The organism is Stieleria marina, from assembly GCA_007741555.1.
In the GTDB taxonomy this organism is placed as follows: Bacteria; Planctomycetota; Planctomycetia; order Pirellulales; family Pirellulaceae; genus K23-9.
Genome location: CP036526.1, coordinates 2,972,315 through 2,993,853, shown reverse-complemented (window position 1 = coordinate 2,993,853; position 21,539 = coordinate 2,972,315). Strand labels below are relative to the sequence as shown.

The window sequence follows — 21,539 nt, the reverse complement described above, 5'->3', positions numbered from 1 at the left end:
GGATGTTACTCTCCCTCGAGACTGACCCAACCACTTTCCATCGAAAGGCCCCCGCATGCCCAACTCTCAGTCGCCAAAAAACACATCGCCCACCAATAAGTCGTCGCGTCCCGAGTCGTCGTCTGCCGCGTTACCAAACGACGCACCTCAGCATCCGTCATCGGATCAACCAAGTCAAACAACGTCTCAGCCGACGCGGCGAAACTTTTTGAAAGCTGGCACGGCGGCATCAGCCGTCGTCGCAAGCGGCTTGGGAGCGACCCGCGCTGTCCGCGGTGCTGAACCGGTCGATGTATCCAAAGACTACGTACGAATCGGGCTTGTTGGCGCTGGAGGACGTGGTGGCGGTGCCATGAACGACACGCTGACGATCAACGACAAGATCCGCGTGGTTGCCATTGCCGACGTCGACGAAAAGAAACCCGCCAATTTGCGCAAAGGCATCGCACGTTACGAAGAAAAGGTCGCAATCGACGACAGCAAGCTGCACACCGGAATCGATTCGTACAAACGGATTCTGGATGATTCGGAGATCGACCTAGTTCTGTTTGCGACGCCTCCAGGTTTTCGACCGCAGTACGTGGCCGAAGCAGTTGACGCTGGCAAACACGTGTTTGCGGAAAAACCAACCTGCGTCGATCCAGCTGGCTACAAAACTTGTCTGTGGGCGCACGCCAAAGCGGAAGCCAACAAGACTTCGATTGTCACCGGTACGCAGTATCGACGCCAGGCAAACTACGTCGAAGCAATCAAGCGAATTCACGATGGTGAGATCGGTGATATTGTCAGTTCGCAAATGCGATACTGCAGCACCGGCATCTGGTACAAGAATCGCATCGAAGGCATGAGCGACACGCAGTACCAACTTTACAACTGGATGCACTTTGTGTGGCTCTCAGGCGACCAGATCGCTGAACAAGCGGTTCACAACATCGACACAATGAACTGGGTAATGGGCGGACCACCGGTTTCAGCTTACGGGTCAGGTGGTCGATTTACTCGTCCTGATGACAGTGAGATGTGGGACAATGTCGAAGTCGATTTTATGTACTCGGGCAACCGGCCTTGTTCGTTTATGTGCCGGCAAATCCCCAACACCAAGGGCGAAACCAGCAACGTTATTTACGGCACCAAAGGAACCTGCACGATTCATGGTGGCAACAAAGGTGCCAGCATCAGCGATCGTGAAGGAAACGAAACTTGGTCCATGAAAGGCGACATCGGTGCCGCGTACAAACAAGAGCACAAAGATCTGGTCGATTCGATCTTGAACAACGAACCGATCGTAGAACTGAAACAAACCGCCGACAGTTCGCTAACCGCGATCCTGGGACGCATGGCAGCCTACACGGGGCAAAACGTCGACTGGGAATTTGTATCGGAGAAATCCGAATTGTCGCTGTTCCCTGAAGACTTTGACATGGATGCAGAACTGGAAAGCCCAGGCTATGCGGTTCCCGGTAAGACCAAGCTGATCTAAGGACTGCCAATCCAACGCGACGTCACCAACCAACGTGACGTCACCAAGTTTGCACCGAGCATTGCAGGCAACGCAATGCTGCCAGGATCATGGATCACGTGCGATTCGTTTTCCGCGAATCGCAATTGGGCTACTGGCCCAGTTTCAATCGCTGACGTTCGATCGCTGACGTTCAATGCAGACTTCCACGGTCGCCAGAACTTTTTCGAGAACTTCATCGGGCGTCAATCCATCGCTTTGGATGACGACGGCGTCGGACGCCGCTCGCAAGCGACCGACCGCTCGCATGCGGTCTTCTAAGTCACGTTGGTTTTGCGCCAACAAAATTTCTTCCACGCTGAGAGTCTGTCCCGCATCGGCCAACTGCTGTTGCCTCCGGCGAGCGCGCTCTTCGGGGGTCGCTGTCAAAAAGACTTTGCACTGCGCGTTTGGAAAAACTTCGGTTCCCTGATCGCGACCTTCAGTGACGATGTCGTGATCATCAGCGATTCGCCGCATGTGCTGTGACAACTGATCACGTACAGCGGGAATGTCGGCCAAGAATCGAATCGCTTTCGTTACATCGGGGGTCCGAATTTTGTCGGAAACGTCGATTCCATTGAGCAAGATTTTTTGGTCACACCACCGCAGCTGAATTTGAGCCGCAAAGCGACTGAGACTGTCGGCATCATCCATCTGGATATCCGAGCTTAACGCGCCGTAAGTGACTGCGCGATACATTGCCCCTGTGTCCAGAAAGTCGAACCCCAGACGATCGGCAACTTGATGCGCGATGCTACTCTTGCCGGCTCCTGCCGGTCCATCGATGGTAATAATCAAAACACAATTCTCAACGCGGACGCGGTTGATCAAGAATCGATCGAACACCGCTGTTCAGTTTTTCGATGGCCAGTGACAGCTTCTGCTCGCCGTCAATTTCATCTCTCGATAGTGACAATGCATCTCCCTCGTTGTAACAGGCACTATAAAACGCTTCTGTGACGACCTGCAAAGGAGCCACCAATTCGGCACCGGATGCATGTCGCAATGCACTGCTTACAAATTCGTCGGGCGTTTCGTCGGCTTGACGATGGAGTCCGATTCGGGAGAGTTCATCGAGAGCGTCAGCGTAAAAGGCGACACTGGGTTTGTCAGCCTCTGAGTTTGACTTTTGCTGCTTTTTACGCCGAATCAGCCACGACCGAAGCCGTTTTGCCAATCCAATGAAACCAATCCCTAGAATGACTGCCATCACAGCTGCTGGCCAAGAGAAGACTCCCGGCAGGGACGACCAGCCGCCTAGCCGAATCCCAGTCCCCAACTGACCGCGACGCAGACGCATGACGGACTTCGACGCGCCTTGGACCAGGGCACTGAAAAAAGACTGCTGCGAAATTCCAGTAACCGCATCCGGCTGGCGATCGGCGTCCATTGTCACCACGTACTTGTCCCAGAGGTTTTCTGCCATATCAATGACTTGATCGACGTTGCCCCCAGAACGATCCGGCATCTCACTGTCGCCGGGCGTAGGATCCAGCCGCAACCAATACTCGCTGCTGGGGGCTTGCCCAAACAAACGATGTGATTCGTCAAGCTGGTCGCGGTCGATCAGCGCTTCGACCCAAGCGTGCGCGTGCAATTGCCTTGCAACAAAGTACTGCCCCAAATCGTTGTATTCAGCCGTCCGATAACCGACCACCAACCGCGCCGGAATATTGACCGCGCGCAACATCATCGCGAGTGCCGATGCGAAATACTGGCAATGTCCTCGTTTGTCGACCGCTACGAATTGTTCAATGGGATCCGTTCCTGGCGGCACTTCCGAATCCAAATTCAGAGTGTATTGGTATCCACCAGCGACCGCCAAATGACGTTCGAATGCTTTTGCAATGACTTCGGTTGTTCGCTGACTGGGGGGAATCGACGACAACATGTCTTGCGCAAGACGTTGCAAAGTCGGCATGGCCGCATCATCAAATTCTGTCAAATCCGAAAGGTATGAATCGGGTCGATACGTTCGCGACCTGGCCGCATAACTGAGATCAATCACACGATCGCCGGCCTTTGTCGCTGCCTTTACTTCCGTCGACAGCGCGGCAGAATCCTGGCCTGCGATCGTGCTGGACAACATCCGGCCTAGCGTCGAAGTACGTGTCACGACAGCGGATTGCTGCCCCTGAAAAAAAGCGTTTGTCCCGAACCCATAATCGATCGCTGGATAGGCGATCATATTGCGATCTTTTCGCGTCAGAGTCCAGCGATCGACAGCGTGCACAATTTTCTTTGACTTGCCAGTGACGTGATACGGCGCGATCGCAAACAAAGACGCCTGCTTCATCGCGTTGCAAGAAACGTTGACATCGACGCCATCATAAAGCTGCCTGTCGCTGATTTGCGACGCGGTGAACTCCAGCGGCAAACGTTGCGAACCACTGATCCGGCCTAGTGGAACTGCGTTCCACGTTGACACGGGACGACTGAGAGAAAAATCAGGCTCGTAATTTTCCAATACGCGCCCACGCAAATAGATTTCGCTGGTCGGAATGTAGGACGATCCCGTTCGTCGATCGGTCATAGTAAAACGCAGCGCCGTTGCCGAACTTTGCAGCATTTGCCCAAATTGGTCCAGACGAACCGTGTCTGAAAAACCAACCAATGCGTTGCCGCGACTTCCCAACCGCGACGCACTAGTCGTCCGGGGCAAACCGTAAAAGAACAACGCCGTCACCAACAGAATGGCAGGCGTCAACGCACACATCCCGAACACCTGCAGTTTCGATGACGCACCGGCCAGCGAAGGAACCGAATCAGGGGACCAAGCAACGACCCAGGAAACGCGTTCGACCGTGTTTCCAATCGGGCGGAACATCCAGTGATCGGCCAACCGATGTCGTAAACCAAGATCAGAGACCTCCGTCATCACCGGGGCCAACGTCATCACCGGGGCCTCCAACGAACTTGGCGCCTGGTTTGGCGTGACGTCCTGCGATGCTAGAGCAACCTGCGGGCTGACCGCACGCGATCGGATTCCTTCACTGGCCGCGACCGAACTCATCAGGCTCAGTGCCCAGGCGGCAAAAACGCTGATCACCGAAAGCAACAAACCAAAATGGATCGCGTCATTGAATACGGCCCCGACAACCAATTGCAGCAGACAGAAAACACCGATCTGTTCAAAAATGCGAGGCGATTTCTGTTGCAACATCAAAATCGCCTGCACCAAAACAAGCAACATCGCCACCGCAATCATCTGCTCGTTTCCCGTCGTCTGCGCGTCCCAAAAATTCCCCACGCAGTAGACCGCCGCCAACCCCATCGCCACATAAGCTCCGATCGGCGGCAAATGAAACAACTGGAGCCGATCCACCAACACAAACCCGAAGACAGAAAACGAGATCGCAATCGCAGGGATCGCTTCGGCACCTGGCCCCGAAGCCAGAATGAGACCTCCCAAGCAAGAAATAACAGCAAAGCAAAACTGCAACCAAAACTCGGCTTGATGCAGGTTCGATCGCGAAGCTTTCGATTGGCTAGACGTGTTTTTCACGGAGTGACCCCATCGTCGTGCTGGCGCCTTTGCCAATCGGCAAAGGCTTCGACGCCGGACGTCGCCCGCGGATTGGTCACTTGCGGATTGGTCACTTGCGGATTGGTCTTTTGCGCATTGGTCATTCGACCACTTACGACATGGCCTCCCCAATTGCCGTGCATTGTGTCGTTCGAAAACCAACCGTTGCTGGTGTTGTCCGATACGTCGATCCACTTGATATCCGCGCGCCTTCGCCAAGCAGAAAGCAATTCGGACAGATCGGGTGAGCCGCTCTCGTCGCTTGAACTTGCCTGCAATGCGTCGCCGATCGAACGAGTGCTTAACACGACCAAACTTTGCCGACCGCCCGAAAGACTCCAAGCCGACTGGATCGCGCCGGTCAGATCATTTGCCTGTTGACCTTCCACATCGCTAAGTAGCCGCAGCATGTCCCGTGGCGACGACCGTTTACCGCGAGCGCCTAATGAGTGGATTTCCTTTCCTGCGGCAAGCATCATCAGTTGGTTTTGGCGATCTTCGCTCAGTTGCACAGCCAGCGTGGCAGCGAGTCGAAGCGTGGTTTCCAGAACCGCTGGTTCCCCGGACGTTGTGTTAACCGACTTGGATGCGTCGGCACCCTCCGTTGGCGACACGTACGCGTCGACGACCAAGCACAAATCGACCGAGTGCGATTCTTCGGTTTGCCGAACAGCCAGTTCGCCAAGACGTGCCGTCGTCCGCCAATGAATTTGCCGCGGGCTATCGCCTCGCTGCCAAGGCCGCAAACCGTAAAACTCCCCTTCGCCGACACCGCTGCGTCGAGCCGTCGCCGCACCGCTACCAGACTGAGTTGGCAAATGCTGTTTCCAATCGCGGCCGAGCGTCAGCAATTCGGGAAAAACCCAAAACGTCTCCTCCGACAATTCTCGGCGGATCCCATTTAGCAGCGCAAACGGAAATGACGTCGAGAGTTGAACATCAAAAAAACGATACCGACCACGTCGCTTGATCAGACAATCGCAGGTGGCAACCGCCGTCTGCTGAATACGAATGAGGCCGATTCCACAGGCGATCGAACGCAAGCTGTCGTAATTGATCCTCGACAAAATGCTATTAACGGCACCCCCGCTACCATCCACCGTCAGATGGTCATCCACGCGGATCATCCAGACGTTTAGCCAGCGGCTGCGGTTCTGGATTGCGTACTGCACACGAAAGGGCGTGCCAGCGAAGGCTCCGTCGGGCAGAACTCGCGTCACCCCCAGCGATTCGATTGCCCGCCGCGAACATCGCCATTGGATGATCAAGATCGCGACCAAAAAACCGGCCAAGACCAACAGCAAATTAAATCCGCGTATCGCCCCTCCTGCCATCGCGAAGATTGCCACAAACAAACAATGCAGCCCCAAGCGAGTAAAACGAATTGGCAATCGCGCAGACCGAGCATTCGCCACGCCGGGACTCGCATCGTCGGAATCCCAAACGCTAGGAACTTGAGCGATGGGATCCTGAGCAATCGTTTGGGGGTAAGGTGGACTGTTCATTTACGATTAGCGGATAAGGAACGACCGATCCGTATTCAGAGGAATACCCTGATCATATCAAACGCCTGCGACGCCAAACCAAATCACGCACAGAAAACGAACGACTCTACTGCCCCCAGTAGCCTTGAACTTTGTCAAACACCGTCCACATTCCCGTCACCAGCATCGCGGCGGCTGACAACCAGAGCATCGCGTCCCACAGTTTTCCCGGAGCCAACCCCGGCACGCATCTTCGATAGCGAAAGAAAATCGCCGCACCGGCCAACATCGGCAGCATGATTCCCTGTGCCACACCGCTCAGTAAAACCAACTGTGCCGGCGCGGGAAACGCGATATAGACGACGACGCACAACAGCGGGAACAACCCACTCAGGATGCGAATCCATTTCTGCCGAGTCGCTTCGTCGTCATCGATCAGCCCGACGACTCGCATTGCATCAGAAAACGTGCGAGCGTGGCTTGCATTGGCTACAAAGAACGTGGAATACAAAACCGCGAACGCACCAAACAAAAACACGGCGGCGGCCCACTGCGAAAACACCGGCCGAAACATCACTGCCAGCGTGCGCACCATGTCACTCTTTTCGGGATTCAAACCCACGCGGTGCAAGACGGCCGCACCAAGCAGATAAAACGCAATCGTCGAAAACGTATAGATGACCATCGCTCCCCATGCGTCAAATCGCATGACTCGCATCCAACCATTGGCACGCTTGACCCACGCTTCGGATCCGTCGTTTTTGCCTGCGAATTTGGCGTAGCCTTTTTCGAGACACCAGTACGGATACATAACCAGTTCGGCGGCCCCCACACCGATGATGCCAAAGGTCGCCAGCGCGGTTCCGATCGAGTTGCCACCGGCGACATCCTGCGGAGGCCCAGGCGTCAACCCCGACCAAAATTCGGCCAAGCTGACACGAAAATCTGCCTGCCCTTGCAGCAAGAACAGATTCAGACACGTCAGCACCGTGAACGACGCGACCAAGACCGTCGAAAGCGACTGAATCATTCCGTAACGTCCATTAACCAGGACAATACTGGTGATCACCGAAATCAAGATCGCCCAGATCGCCGCATCTTGTGGCATCGTACGTGCCGCTGCGGCAGTTGGTGCGGACGGATTCCGCGATCTGCCAAGTGTGTATTTTTCGTCGTAGGATTGCCAAAACGCATTCGATGATTTCCCGTCCTCGCCACTCTGGCCAACGGTGGAATTTTGAAATCGCTCGAACTGATCAAGTTGTTCGGCGTCGGCCGCCGAATTGTAGTCGCGTCCGATTTGCGAAAGCGGCGCGCTGATCGCCATCGCTTGACCGACGCCACCCACAATTCCGCCTAACTGCGAAATACTAGCGACCCACATTACCACCCAGTACCACACCAACCAGTTGCCGCGTCCTTTGATCCGCGGGCCGGGAACTTCGTCCAAAGCCAGCAGCGTCGTCTTGCCGCTAATGATTGCGTAACGCCCTAATTCGATTTGCGCAAAAACCTTCACGACGCAGCCCAGCAAGATCAGCCACAGCAAACTGAATCCGGCTTCGGCACCCGTCTTAGTCGTCGCGATCAGTTCGCCACTCCCGACAATCGAACCTGCAACGATCAATCCGGGGCCAATGCAGCGGATGACTCCCATCCAACGCACCGGTGGATTCACAGTTGCTGCATCCGACGGGGACGTGTCTGCGTGCATCAATTCCGTTCCTAAAATCTTGGCGTAACGTCGAATGAGGCGCTCACACGGAGCTGAAAAGGTCTGATCCGCTAGGAGATGCGATTCAAAGCAGTTCAAAAAGATAACCTTCCGGAACATCGCTCGCTTGCACCGTTGCAAAATCCAGCCCCATAAATAGATAATAGAAGCCGACAATTGGTACGCTGACAGCTCAGCGAAGCTTGCGCATCAGTTAAGATGTTTGCACCAACGATTTCGACGAATGTCCCTCACACGACGTCTTCGCCGAAGTTACTTACACGTCAAGGCAACTGAGTCTCGGCGCCGACTCTAGGGATCTTGCGACCGCCACCGTGGATGACACTCAACCACTCGACACAACGATCGCCGTCGTCACGCCCGAGAACATCGCGTTTGACTATCAACTCGCCGGCCCATTTCGTCGTTTGCCGGCCTACCTGATCGATATTGTCGTGCGTTGGGGCATCATCCTGGGCTGCCTCCTGATCTTTGGCCTGATTGGCGGACTGATGGGAACGTTCACGTCGTTTGGGGGATCGTTCATGCAAGCGATCTGGGTCGTGGTCATGTTCCTGGTCAGTTGGTTCTACGGGACCACAATGGAAGCGTATTTCAACGGCCGGACGGTTGGCAAATGGTCTTGCGGAATCCGCGTGATCGATATCGATGGTCGTCCGGTCAGCGGACGCAGCGCGCTGCTAAGAAATCTGCTTCGAGTCGCCGACATGGCTCCCGTGGCCGCGCTCAATCACTTTGTTGATGACTATCCCCCGATCTTTTTGGTGACGACCGGAATGGTGGGACTCTCATCGATGATTTTCACGCGACGATTGCAGCGACTCGGTGACTTGGTCGCGGGCACGATGGTGATAGTCGACGAACGCTCGTGGCGATTGCCAATCGCAAAAGTCGATGACGCCCGAGTCCCCGCATTGTCATCGTTTGTCCCTGGCGACTACCGAGTGTCGCGGTCAATGGCGCGCACCCTGGCAATCTATGCCGAACGACGCCATTACTTGACTCCGCCCCGACGTCGCGAAATTGCTCGCCATTTGACAGATCCACTGATCGATCGATTCGAATTTCGGCCGGACATCGACCCCGACTTGCTGCTCTACGCGCTGTACTACAAAACATTCTTGGCGGAATCTTCGGTCGAAGAACCCGATCTAGGTCCACTGCGTGGCTACAGCCCGTTGGCACGCGACATGAACAAACTGCCCGCGTCGACCATCGAACAAAGCGGTGCTTCGCCACTGGCCGAAACAACGGCGCCGTTGGCACAACCAATAACAGCGGCCCAGCCAACTTCAGCGGGAACAATCCAAGCGGGGTCAAACATTGATGCCCCCTCGATTCCGTCTCAGCAAAGACCAGGAGGCTCGGTATGAATGTTGCCAATTTGCTGGACAAACGAAAAAAGCAGTGGACGGAATTGGAACGGCTTTGTGATTCGATGGAAACGCGCGGCCGCACCGACAAGACGGGGCAAAGGCATCATCGTGGTGCCGCCGGCGTCTCCCGTTTTGCGACTTTGTACCGCGCCGCTTGCGCCGACCTTGCTCTGGCCGACGCATATCAGCTGCCCCCGGCAACCGTGGGATATTTGCATCGATTGGTTGCCCGTGCCCACAACCAGCTCTACCGTGCCAACAAATTTGACCCGACGCAGTGGAGCGACGTTGTCTTTCGCGAAGCACCACAATTGATCTACCGCGATCCCTGCGTGCGAATTGCGACCATCGTGTTCTTTGGCCTGTTCTTGCTCAGCATGATCATGGCCAGCAATGAAACTCTGTTCCCAAATTTTGCCCAGCGGATGGTCGGCGAGCAAACGCTGGATCAGTTGGAAGAAATGTACGAACGACCGCTCAACGCTCCGGGCGATCACTACATGCAAGCTGCGGCGGGCTACATTCATCACAACACCGGTATCGGACTAAAGTGTTTTGGTTATGGAATTTTGATCATCCCGTGCCTGTTTACTCTGGCCTACAACGCAATCGTGCTAGGAGCGTGCTTTGGCTACATGTCTCGCGACGACGTGACCGGCAGCGAACATTTTTACGAATTTGTCACAGCCCACGGGCCCTTTGAATTAACAGCGATCGCGCTGGCCGCCGCTGCTGGACTGCGATTGGGCGTGGGTCTGTTTTACACCCACGGTTTAAGCCGAATCGATTCGATGAGAGAAAATGGGCGGCAGGCGATTCCCATCATGGCCGCATCAGCATTGCTGTTCGTACTGGCCGCGTTGACCGAAGGATTCTTGTCGCCAAGTCCGACTCCGTATGTGTTCAAAGCGGCCTGGGCAGTTATTTCGTCAGGTTTGATCAGTTTCTATTTCGTGATCTTGGGATTCCCGCGAGATTCGATCGGCGGCAAAAGTCTGCAAGCGGGCACGTACGACGATGTTTTTGGCGCACCGCTGCCAGCCGACACGCAAACCGGTGTCGATCAAACTCGCAACGCTACCGATCAAACCAGTGCGAAGGGAGCGTCCTTTGCAACTTGACAAAACTCATGTGGTCGTCCGCGTCCGCACGCTGTCGGAGATTGGCGATTTAGCGATGGTGATGATCCGTCGCTACCCCAGTGCTTTGCTGATTGGATTTTTGGTGGGCGCTGTGCCATGGATCATTGCCAACGCGGCGCTGCTTTCGTGGATCCCGATCCGCGAAGCTCAATACGGGTTGGGCGATGACGAGGCAGCCCAAGAGGTGTTTCGCTATGCATCATGGATGCTGTTGCTGATCGTTTTGCAAACGCCGATCGCAGGCATTTTCACCACCATCTATTTGGGGCAAGCTGTTTTCGAGAAACGTCCAACCTGGAGCAGTGTTTTTCAGGAAGGTCGACGGCAGTTTTGGCGGTGGTTTTGGGTGCTGGGTATCAAACGACTAGTGCTCCCAACGATGGCGCTGCTAGCGTTTCGATACGGCACTTACTTTGATCCCTTCGCCGATGTCGTTCTTCCCGTCACGATCGTGATCGTAGTCGTACTGGTTCGCGCCTCGCGGCCGTTCGTACCGGAAATCTTGCTGCTGGAACAATGCCCCATTCGTTCCAAAGATTCTCGCGTGATCACTGCCAGCCGTCGCTCCAAATCACTGCACTCGCCGATGAATAGCGAACTGAGCGGTAGGTTCATTGCGGTCTCGTTCATTTCGTGCTGGCTTTTCGCCAGTGTCTTGTGGTCGCTCGTTTGGGTACGGGGCATCGTGACCGGCCAATGGAATTGGGGACTGTTCGTTTTGCTGGTCTTGCTACCGGCGTCTGCATGGATCATCGGGGCTCTGTGCACGTTGATTCGATTGCTGAACTACCTAGACACTCGCATTCGCCTGGAGGGATGGGAAGTTGAACTGGCCGTTCGCGCCGAAGCCATTCGGCAGTTTGGCGACGACGCGGGATCGCTTAAGCCCCGCACGACCGAATCTCGCCAAACTAAGCCGCTTTCAACTAAGTCACGCCCCAATAAATCCCGCTCAAAGCCCGCCACCTCCAACTCGGGACCAAATCCTAATCCCGCCGCGAACCCGACTTCGGCCCCCCAGGAGAATCCTCGACCATCGGTCCACGGAGCTGGCAAATGAACACATTCATTAACACGTCCGCTGCAACCGCGTTTGCCCCTTCTGTTATTCGCGCCTTGGCCATCCTGGCCGTTGCCCATTTCAGCCTTGCCCATTTCACATTGCCAGTCGCCACCGCGCAGCAGTCAGCATCTACCGCCCCAGCAACCACTCATACCACGGAATCGTCCCCGACTGCCAATGCCTTGCAGTCCACGCCTTGGTTCGATGCCGACGCAGGCACGTTGATTCCTGTCACGGTCAACGAACGCATCGATGATTCGGTCAACCGAAACAGCCGATGGCTGCCGAAGCCACCCAAAGTGGCCAAGAAGAAAAAGACGACGGCTAAAACAACGACAACCAAAGGCGGGACGACAGGGACGGGCACCGGCACGGGCCTGTTTGGTTCCGATCTGACGCTGGGCAATGTGTTCGGCTGGCTGCTGCTGGCGCTCGTGATCTTTGCGGCGGTGGGTGGATTGGTGTACGCATTTAGCAAGACCGAAATAGACCTGGGTAAAACCAAAGACGCAGCCAAGATCAGTACAGACGCGCCGGACGAACAAATGATCGAACGCATGAAACACTTGCCAGCCGAGCTTCGTCGAACCGACGTCAACTTGCGGACGGAGTCCGAACGATTGATGAACGAAGGGCAGTTTGGACAAGCGATCATCCTGCTCTTTGGGCATCAACTGCTAATGCTGGATCAAGCCGGTTCGCTGCGTCTGACTCGCGGTAAAACCAACGGACGCTATGTTCGCGAAACGCGGAGCTCCGATCGTGAATCAGGCGAACGGCTGGGACGGACCGTGACTGCTTTCGAACGATCGTATTTTGGACGTCATGGGATCACGCAATCAGAGTTCGCGTCGCTGTGGGAAAACAACCAAGCGTTGGAACAGCGTCTGACATCGCAGCAAGAGGTGGCGGCATGAAACAATTCGCATCCTTGATGACCTTGTTGTTCCTATGTTTGCTGGCAGTCGGATGTGGGCAATCGTTTGATGCGTCGTACGGTCCATCAACCGGAGTCGCAGGTCACTCCAGTGTCAACGGATTTGGGGCGTTGCGATCCAGCTACGAAAATGCAGGCTACAAAACGCGTGATATCCGCCGATTGACTCAGCGGGTCCGCCGCAGCAACGTGATCGTGTGGACTCCCCAGGTTTTGAAACCCATCGATATCAAAGTCACCCGCTGGTTCGAACGCTGGCTACGCCACGGCGGGCGCACGTTGGTATATGTGGTGCCAGATAGCGGCAGCGAAGCGGACTACTGGGTGCAAGCGGGGATGTCCGCACCTCCCGGCCAAAGAATGGAATACCGCCGGCGCGCGGCCCGCAAACTGAACGAACGACTTCAATGGACAGTCAATCGTCGCGACACCTACTCCAACGGTTGGTTCGCGGTGAAACCAAAATCACAGATCTTCCGACGCGGTGATTTGTCGACCAAGAATTGGGATTTGGCTTCACAATCTTCCGCCACCCCTCAAGCTGGCGAACCGGACGCACAGCGGTCAATTTTGACGGAATACGTGATCGAACCGTACGATGCAGAGGACAAAAAGAATCAGCCCCCCGCGACGGCCCCAATCACTTTTTCCAATCAGGGACCGACCGGACCAGCGACTCCCTACACATCGTTTGCAAGCGAAGAGAAGACGCGAACGAAGGTTCATTTCCGTTCCCTGATCGACACCGAATCGGGCGATTCAATTGTCTCGGAAATCACTTCCGACGGCTGGCACGATTCGAAGATCATCGTGGTGGCAGGCGGATCACTTTTGACGAACTTTGCATTCACGCAGCCCGCCAACGCAGAACTTGCCGAAGAGTTGATCGCGCAGAGTGCAAGCGGTCAGAGCGGCGACCGTTCAACCGACGATCCCGCGACCAACGAAACGGACGACATTCAAACCGCCGGCTTTCTACTCAGTTCCTACAACCCGATTCCGGTCAGCGAGAGCAAACCCGGAGTGCCCCAGGCTTCGGGCATGGAACTGCTGACGGTCTGGCCGATGAGTCTGGTGACGATCCACGCGGCCTTGCTTGGCTTTGTCGTTTGCATGATGCTACTGCCGATCTTTGGACGTGCCAGAAATGTCGAGCGTGGTTCGACGAGCAATTTCGGCGATCACCTGGACGCGGTCGCCAGCCTGATGAACAACGCTCGAGGAGAAAAGTACGCTCGCGCGAGGATTAACGAATACATGCGGCGCATGAAGGGTGAAACGACTGGCGATTGGGTCATCCCAGACGCGCCCAAAGCTCCCCAACCGGTCACTCCCGCCTCGACTCCACTCGACGCGGAAGCCGCGGGTCCAGAGATACCCGGTCGCAAGATCCCCGGTGGCCAGTTACCCGCTCCTGACATCACCCCCAATCTCGATCACACGGCCCCTGAGAAAACCGAATCTCCCCCTGCGGGCAAAACGCCGGACCGCTCGAGCGATCAGTTCAGATTCTAAGTTTAGCCATTCGACGTTTTCCTGATTCCCATTCCAAATTTACATTTTTCAAACGAGGTACTCCCGTTGAGTAGCGCGACGCCTGATCCAACGCCTCCGCCGATGTTTGGCAAGGAAACTTCCACGCCACCGGGTGCCGGTAGCTCGAAGCACGAATTGTCCGAAAAATTCTTGCCGATGCAAAAGCTTTACCAAGCGATCTCGGACGAAGTCGGGAAACTGTATGTCGGCCAAGACGAATTGGTACTCGGGACTCTGACCGCCTTGTTCTCCGGTGGACACGTTTTGATCGAATCGGTGCCGGGTTTGGGCAAAACACTGTTCGTGCGCACGCTGGGACAAATCCTGGGATGTGAATTCGGTCGAATCCAGTTCACCGCTGACTTGATGCCGTCGGACATCACCGGAGCACCGGTCTTTGACATGAAAGAAAGCGAGTTTCGTTTTCGTCCTGGGCCTGTCTTTACGCAGCTATTGCTGGCAGACGAAATCAATCGCTCGCCCGCCAAAACGCATGCGGCTTTGCTGGAGATCATGCAGGAGTTTCGCGTCACGGTCGACGGCACCAGCCATGCCGTGCCACGACCTTTTCTGGTTCTGGCGACCCAAAATCCGCTGGAAAGCGAAGGCACTTACAACTTGCCGGAAGCTCAGTTGGACAGGTTCATGTTCAAACTGAAAGTCGATTATCCTTCGGAGACTCAAGAGTCCGAAATCCTGAAACTTCACAGCCAGCAAGTTGATTTGAACAAGCGTCTTCGCGAAGCCATCAAGCCGCTCACGAACCCGGAATCTGTCAACGCCGCTATTGAACTGTGTGGGACCGTTCGAGTCGAAGAAAGCTTGGTCGACTACATCAACAAACTGGTTCGTGCGACACGAAACTGGCCCGCTTTTCATATCGGGGCTTCGCCTCGCGCTGGAATCGCATTGATGCAATCGGCCCGTACTTTGGCAGCTTTCAACGGACGCGATTATGCGATTCCCGACGACGTGGTCGAAGTCGCTGTCCCAGCACTTCGGCACCGTGTTCAACTGACTGCCGAAGCGGAAATCGAAGGACGCACGACGGACGAAGAACTACAATCGTTGATACGTGGGGTCGAAGTCCCGCGGGACTGATCCTGGATCACTCGGTGATCCTTGCCCAAGACCCATGCCCAAAAAACTGCTGAAGCAAACTTCCCGTTTGGTCAGCCGTTGGTGTGATCGCCGAGACCGATCGGCGATTGGGGGCCGACTGGATGAACGCACTGCCAATCCGGTTGGTTCACAGCGCAAAAAGATTCACAGCGCAGATAGAATTGCGCCCACTGACGCCGTCCAAAACACTGCCGCTTCAACTGAACCCATTTCCCACTGAATCACCCACCACGGAACCACAAGGCCCGCTGATGATCCAATCCATCCTGAATTTTCGCAACGCTGCTATCGTTTGGTCGGCCTGCATCCTTTTCGCGACTCCAAGTTTTGCCCAGGAAGCCACACCGCAACCGATGCCGTTGAAGGTGTTGCTGGTAGCGGGCGGTTGCTGCCACGACTACGTCACCCAAACCAAACTGCTCAAAGACGGCATCGAAGCCCGCATCAACGCCGTGGTCACAGTGGAACTGAGCGAAGACACAACGACCAAAGCCACGTTCGACATTTACAACTCCGACGACTGGGCCGACGGATACGACGTGGTGATTCACGACGAGTGTTCGGCCAACGTGACAGAGAAACCTTACGTCGACCGAATTTTGGCTGCTCACCGTGCTGGCACTCCGGCAGTCAACCTCCACTGCGCGATGCATAGTTATCGCTGGGGAAATTTCAAAGCCCCCGTCGAACCCGATGCCGACAACGGCGGTTGGTACGAAATGATTGGCGTGCAATCGACCAGCCACGGGCCCAAGGTTCCGATCGATGTGATTCGCACCGATGCCGATCACCCGATCACCAAAGGATTTGGGCCGTGGAAAACCGGCAACGAAGAACTGTACAACAACCTTCGCGTCTACGCCGGCACAAGCGCCCTGGTCACTGGCAAACAAATGACTCCGCCCAACAAGCGGGAACTGAAAAAGAACCCCGACGCAAAACCGGTCGAAAAGTCCGCCGTGATCGCGTGGACCAGTGAATACGGGCCAAAGAAAACCAAGGTGTTCAGCACATCGCTGGGGCACCAAAACGAAACGGTCTCGGACGACCGCTACATGGATTTCGTCGTCCGCGGTTTGCTCTGGTCAACCGGCAATCTGACTTCCGATGGCAAACCAGCCAAATCGCTGGCAAAGTAAAAACTCTGCGAACGCCCCGGCATCGACATCGGTGCTGGGACTGGCAGAGAAAACAGAACTGCGGCTGACAGCAAAACTCAGTCGTCCAACGGCATTAGTTTTTACAACCGGCTACCTTTAGCCCTGATTAGTCGCGGCGGCGAAACAGCAGCAGGTCTGCCGCTAACGTCACCGACATCGACGCGATTTCGCTTATACGTTCCGCTTGCGAATGTCGGTTGCCACGGTAAGTCATGGTGAGTGAATCAACAATTGCTTGGCGATCCAAGTCAAACTGCTCTCGCCAGCTCTGGTGACCGGACAACTCGAGCCCCGCCGCTGACATCTCTTCAGCGATCAGCTCCCATCGGCTTCGTCGATGACCTTCGCTTTGGACATGCTGACGCAATTCGATCAGGTCTTCTTCCCCTGGCACGGCGACCATACAGACACCGGTCGGCTGAAGCACGCGGCGGATTTCAGTCGCAGGTCGACGACCGAACAGCGAAATGACACGGTCCACGCTTTCATCCGCCGCGGGGAGGAAGCGATCTGCATTGGAAAGCACCCAAGTCGCCTCTGGCCAACTTCGAGCCGCCAACTTGATTGCTCGCCTGGAAAGATCGATCCCACAGTAGCCGTCCGCTTCATCGGTGAACAACGCTTTGCCGAACGTCCCTTCACCACATCCCAAATCCAACGTCCGTGTTGTCGTGCCGGTTTCATTTGATTGCGAAGAACTAACCCAAGGCTGCAACGCCTGAATCAGTCCCGACATGTAGCCCCGTGCGAGCCAGCTTTGCCGGGCCAACACCGCTGCTTCCGAGTCGCCCGGATTCTTTGACTTTCGATCCTGCGGTTGCAACAGGCTCCAATACCCCTGCTTGGCTCGATCAAAATGATGGCCTGCCACGCAGCGCAATCCGCCCTCGCTGAGGCTCAGCAAGTGGGGGCATTTTCTGACGGTGCAACGCAGTTCAAACATCACGGCAGTCTAAATCGGCCGACGCCCATAAAGAAGGGCGTTAATAAGGAAGAGCGCCAGTAAAGAAGCACACCGGCAAAGAGAACCGCCGTCCTCCAATCACGTTCATGGGCGCAACGCCGAACGGCATCAGCTGCGATTCAACATTCGCTGACGTTCACCGAAATCTGAATTGCCAGGCCGCCTTCGGAAGTTTCTTTGTATTTGGCATTCATATCTTGGGCAGTTTGCCACATCGTTTGGATCACATCATCCAACGAAACATGACTACGGCTGACATCCCGCTGCAGCGCCATCTGAGCTGCCGTGATGGCCTTGATCGCGCCCATTGCATTGCGTTCGATGCAGGGAATCTGAACCAACCCGGCGATGGGATCGCAGGTCATTCCCAAGTGATGCTCCATCGCGATCTCCGCCGCTTCGGCGGCTTGTGGAGGAGTGCCTCCCAAACATTCCGTCAGAGCGGCGGCCGCCATGGCCGACGAAACTCCAATTTCGGCTTGGCAACCACCCATCGCGGCGCTGATTGTCGCGTTCTTTTTAAACAAGCACCCAATTTCGCCGGCAACCAACAGAAAGTCATCTAGCGTTTGGTCATCGAAATCGCAGTACAGTTTTCCGTACATCATCACCGCCGGAATCACGCCCGCAGCACCGTTAGTGGGCGCGGTGACGACGCGTCCAAAAGCGGCGTTCTCTTCGTTGACCGCCAAGGCAAAGCAGCTGACCCAATCCAGGATGCGTTGAAAACTCTTTTCGCCTTCGCCCACTTGAACAACCCAGCGATCCAAGTTGTCCGAACATGACGTCTGCAACAGCTGCTTCGCCATCTTGGCCGCGCGACGATGGACGTTCAGGCCGCCAGGCAAGATTCCTTCGCTGCAAACACCGCGATGAATGCAACCGGTCATCACGTCACGAATTTGACGCAGCCGCGACTTGACGTCGTCTGCATCTCGCCACGTCAGTTCATTGCGGCGAACAATCTGAGCGATCGACGCGCTCTCGGCTTCGCAATGCTGCAACAAGTCCACCGCGTGATCGATTGGAAACGGCAACGAATGCGAATCCACTTCACCGGAGTCCGCTTCGGTAACCACAAACCCACCCCCGATCGAATAATAGGTCGCTTCGTACAAAAGTGTCGATCCGCAAGACGCTTTGAATGTCAAGCCATTGGGGTGAAACGGAAGCGTTTGATCGAAGTGAAACACAATGTCCGACGTGGGATCAAAGGGAATGTCAAAACTGCCGCCCAGCCGTAGCGATTGGCTTCGCGTGACCGTTTCGATTTTTGCAAAGATCGAATCCACCGCCACGGTCTCGGGGTCTTCATTCATTAGCCCCCACATCACGGCAAGATCGGTGCCGTGGCCTTTCCCGGTTTTGGCCAACGAGCCAAACAGATCCACACGCACGTGATCCACACGCTGTTTTTGATCGTCCGTCAATTCGGCAACAAATCGCTGAGCGGCCCGCCAAGGCCCCATCGTGTGTGAACTGGATGGGCCCACACCGATTTTGAACATTTCAAAAATACTGATTCGTTGCATTCCGCAGACACCATTAGTCACCAAAGGAATCAAGTGCGCAGGCCAGCCATTCGCTTAGATGCTCGCCTGGACAATCGACGAGCGCCGCTTCAGTCCACCACGATCGATCAATCACTGACAATGGCAACCCGATTCCAATACGCCCATTCCGCTGCCCAACCGTTGGCGTGATTCTCTAACGAAAGACGAACTACAGAGCCGGCATACTTCGTCAAATCAACAGTCACGTCGAGCCACTCGTCTTTGCCGACCGTTTTGGAACCCACCAGTTGCTCTTTGATGACTTCGTCATTCGCAACGACCTTCAGCAACCAATCTCCGTGCGGATGGTGACTAACACGGATCTTAAGCTTCGTCGACTTGCCTTCCGGAATGCGCAACTCCCGTGTCAATCGACTCGCATTTTCGCGGTCCTTGGGGTGTGTTTGGACGGCTTTGGCATTGCGAAACACGGGGTGATCCACCACACCGTTTTCGCCCACATCATGGACCGTAAATCCAGGCGCGGCCTTCTGCATAATCCACTGTGCTCGCGAGTCGGCTTTGGGTTTGCGTTTGACATTCAGGTCGTCAACGACGGATGCGTCCCCCGACGCCAGCCGCCTGGCGACATGTTGCTGCAACTGTGGCAATTTTCCCTGCAACGCCAACTCCAGTGACTTCGCTGGAAATTGCGGTACCATCGGCTCCAAGGCAAACCAGACCATGCGAGGTAGGTTGTTGTCCGCGATATCTTCGGCGTGGGACGCCAAGCCTTGTAGGATTGGCCATCGCTGGGCATAGGGCAGACGCTGCGTTGCCGAAGCAAGGTACAGCCGCACGACAGGCGACGGATCACTGCTAGCCAATTCCCCAAACTTTGCCAACATCGCAGCTGAAACAATCGCTTCGCCCGTGTCCGGTTTTGTCAGGTCATGGGCTGACTGAAAAGCATTGACGTCGCTCTTTTCGCTCAAAAACTGAATGGCCCAAGCACGAACATACTCGTCATCGTGCGAAAGAAATTTGGCAAGACCATTCGCATCCAATCCACCGGTCACATGCAACGCCCACATCGCTCTCAGGCGACTTGCCGATTGATCGGCTGCGACAAACATCTCATTTAACCGCTGGTGGACTGTGGCGGAATCCAACTTTCCGGTCGCCGAGCGGGATTGCAGCAGCGTTCTTGCTTGCCGAACATACCAGTCATTGGAATGACTTTGCAGTTCGACTAACTGCAGATCCGTCATGGCTCCCAAGTTAGGTGTCGCCGTCGGTTTGGCTCCCTTGGGCATGACCCGATAGACCCGACCTGTATTGGGAAATTCAATCGCGTTTCCACACACGTCCGCATCGTGCCAGTCCAGCAAATAGACGCCTCCTTCGGGACCAATTTCAACACTGAACCCTACCCACGCCATGTCATTAGTCGGCATAAAATCATCGCCATGCTTGCCAATGAAGCTGGAACCGTTGCGGTGCATCACGTCGGTCAAGACAGCGTGTTCGTGGATATTGCACATAAACAGCCGGCCGCGGTACTGCTCGGGAAACGCATCGGCTAGATAGAACCGAGCTCCACCGTGTGCGGATAGGTGCGTATGATCGCGAATCGTTTTGATGTCGTCGTAGATATACGGATTCACATGCGGGCGACTCTGCTTGTGATACACACCGCCTTGCACAACATGAAACAAGTGTGGAATCACACAACACGTCGCAAACCCTTGACCGTGATCGTCGAAATCAAACCCCCAAGGATTTGACAAACCACGCGCAAAAATCTCGAACGTTTTTCGTGTCGGATGGTAACGCCAAATCCCCGCGTCAATGAACTGTCGTTTGGACGGGTCGTCACCCGGCTTTCCCACGTTGGAATGGGTAAACACTCCGTGGCAGCCATACAGCCAACCATCTGGCCCCCAGATAAAGCTGTTCAACGTTTCGTGGCGGTCATCCATGCCCCAGCCGTCCAACAACTTCTGCGGCGGACCGTCAGGTTTGTCATCCCCGTCGGCGTCAGGGATGAATGTCAGGTTCGGTGGCGAACCAACAAACACACCCCCAAATCCGCAAGCAATCCCCGACGTAAACGTGAGCGTATCGGTGAAGGTCTTCTTTTTGTCAAAAACGCCATCGCCATCGGTGTCTTCCAGGATCTGGATTCGGCTAACTGGATCATCCGTGTGCTGACGGCGCGTCTGGTAGTTGAAGTTCTCTGCCACCCAGATTCGGCCACGGTCATCGAAGCAAAACGCGATCGGTTCGGCAATGTCGGGCTCCGAAGCGAACACCGAAACATCAAAGCCCTCCGGGATCGCCATTTTGGCAACCGCTTGGTCCGGCTTCAGGAAAGGAGCATCACTGCGTCGATGTTGTTTCTGCGGAAGCACATTGCGATTGTCTTCCGAGCTAACAAGCGATGGCGTCAACAGAAAGGTCGCCAAGCAAATGGCAAGGCTCACGTTGAATTGATCGC

Annotated in this window: 15 protein-coding genes; 8 read left to right on the top strand and 7 right to left on the bottom strand. The window is 55.4% G+C overall.

What is annotated here, in order from left to right; genetic code table 11:
• Positions 1-55: 55 nt before the first annotated feature.
• Complete coding sequence (locus tag K239x_RS10385; RefSeq protein ID WP_145417735.1) at positions 56-1,480, top strand: Gfo/Idh/MocA family oxidoreductase; 1,425 nt, start codon at positions 56-58, stop codon at positions 1,478-1,480.
• Positions 1,481-1,624: 144 nt separating this feature from the next.
• On the opposite strand, the gene cmk is transcribed toward K239x_RS10385, so the two are convergent.
• The 4 genes from cmk to K239x_RS10365 form a co-directional block, all read right to left on the bottom strand.
• Positions 1,625-2,299, bottom strand: coding sequence for a (d)CMP kinase (gene cmk, locus K239x_RS10380; RefSeq protein ID WP_145417734.1), 675 nt, complete (start codon positions 2,297-2,299; stop codon positions 1,625-1,627).
• A 10-nt stretch (positions 2,300-2,309) separates the two neighbouring features.
• A complete protein-coding gene (locus K239x_RS10375) occupies positions 2,310-5,006 on the bottom strand; it encodes a transglutaminase TgpA family protein (RefSeq protein ID WP_145417733.1) in 2,697 nt (898 codons plus the stop codon).
• Entirely contained in the window at positions 5,003-6,532 is a 1,530-nt protein-coding gene (locus tag K239x_RS10370) for a DUF58 domain-containing protein (RefSeq protein WP_145417732.1), read from the bottom strand. Before K239x_RS10370 ends, K239x_RS10375 begins: the two co-directional genes overlap by 4 nt.
• A 106-nt stretch (positions 6,533-6,638) precedes the next feature.
• Positions 6,639-8,225, bottom strand: a complete 1,587-nt coding sequence (locus K239x_RS10365) for an Nramp family divalent metal transporter (RefSeq protein WP_145417731.1) — start codon at positions 8,223-8,225, stop codon at positions 6,639-6,641.
• Positions 8,226-8,560: 335 nt separating this feature from the next.
• On the opposite strand from K239x_RS10365, the gene K239x_RS10360 reads away from it, so the two are divergent.
• The 7 genes from K239x_RS10360 to K239x_RS10330 all read left to right on the top strand — a co-directional run bounded on the left by K239x_RS10360 (position 8,561) and on the right by K239x_RS10330 (position 16,561).
• Positions 8,561-9,619: an RDD family protein gene (locus K239x_RS10360; protein WP_145417730.1), complete on the top strand. Its 1,059-nt coding sequence runs from the start codon at positions 8,561-8,563 to the stop codon at positions 9,617-9,619.
• Positions 9,616-10,743, top strand: coding sequence for a stage II sporulation protein M (locus K239x_RS10355; RefSeq protein WP_145417729.1), 1,128 nt, complete (start codon positions 9,616-9,618; stop codon positions 10,741-10,743). Before K239x_RS10360 ends, K239x_RS10355 begins: the two co-directional genes overlap by 4 nt.
• Complete coding sequence (locus K239x_RS10350) at positions 10,733-11,824, top strand: hypothetical protein (protein ID WP_145417728.1); 1,092 nt, start codon at positions 10,733-10,735, stop codon at positions 11,822-11,824. Before K239x_RS10355 ends, K239x_RS10350 begins: the two co-directional genes overlap by 11 nt.
• Entirely contained in the window at positions 11,821-12,744 is a 924-nt protein-coding gene (locus tag K239x_RS10345) for a DUF4129 domain-containing protein (protein ID WP_145417727.1), read from the top strand. The genes K239x_RS10350 and K239x_RS10345 overlap by 4 nt, the downstream gene beginning before the upstream one ends.
• Positions 12,741-14,279, top strand: a complete 1,539-nt coding sequence (locus K239x_RS10340; RefSeq protein ID WP_145417726.1) for a hypothetical protein — start codon at positions 12,741-12,743, stop codon at positions 14,277-14,279. The genes K239x_RS10345 and K239x_RS10340 overlap by 4 nt, the downstream gene beginning before the upstream one ends.
• Positions 14,280-14,345: 66 nt before the next feature.
• Positions 14,346-15,401: an AAA family ATPase gene (locus tag K239x_RS10335; RefSeq protein WP_473163580.1), complete on the top strand. Its 1,056-nt coding sequence runs from the start codon at positions 14,346-14,348 to the stop codon at positions 15,399-15,401.
• A gap of 272 nt (positions 15,402-15,673) precedes the next feature.
• The gene (locus K239x_RS10330; protein WP_145417725.1) at positions 15,674-16,561 is read left to right on the top strand and encodes a ThuA domain-containing protein; all 888 of its coding nucleotides are present in this window, start codon (positions 15,674-15,676) and stop codon (positions 16,559-16,561) included.
• 127 nt (positions 16,562-16,688) lie between these two features.
• Here the strand turns inward: K239x_RS10330 and K239x_RS10325 are convergent, their stop codons facing one another.
• From K239x_RS10325 to K239x_RS10315, 3 genes are all read right to left on the bottom strand, one after another.
• Positions 16,689-17,453 (bottom strand): methyltransferase domain-containing protein, encoded by a 765-nt coding sequence (locus K239x_RS10325; protein WP_419189905.1) that lies wholly within the window; start codon positions 17,451-17,453, stop codon positions 16,689-16,691.
• A 212-nt stretch (positions 17,454-17,665) separates the two neighbouring features.
• The gene (locus tag K239x_RS10320; protein WP_145417723.1) at positions 17,666-19,078 is read right to left on the bottom strand and encodes an L-serine ammonia-lyase; all 1,413 of its coding nucleotides are present in this window, start codon (positions 19,076-19,078) and stop codon (positions 17,666-17,668) included.
• A gap of 107 nt (positions 19,079-19,185) precedes the next feature.
• Positions 19,186-21,525: a PVC-type heme-binding CxxCH protein gene (locus tag K239x_RS10315; protein WP_419189904.1), complete on the bottom strand. Its 2,340-nt coding sequence runs from the start codon at positions 21,523-21,525 to the stop codon at positions 19,186-19,188.
• Between the last annotated feature and the right edge of the window lie 14 nt (positions 21,526-21,539).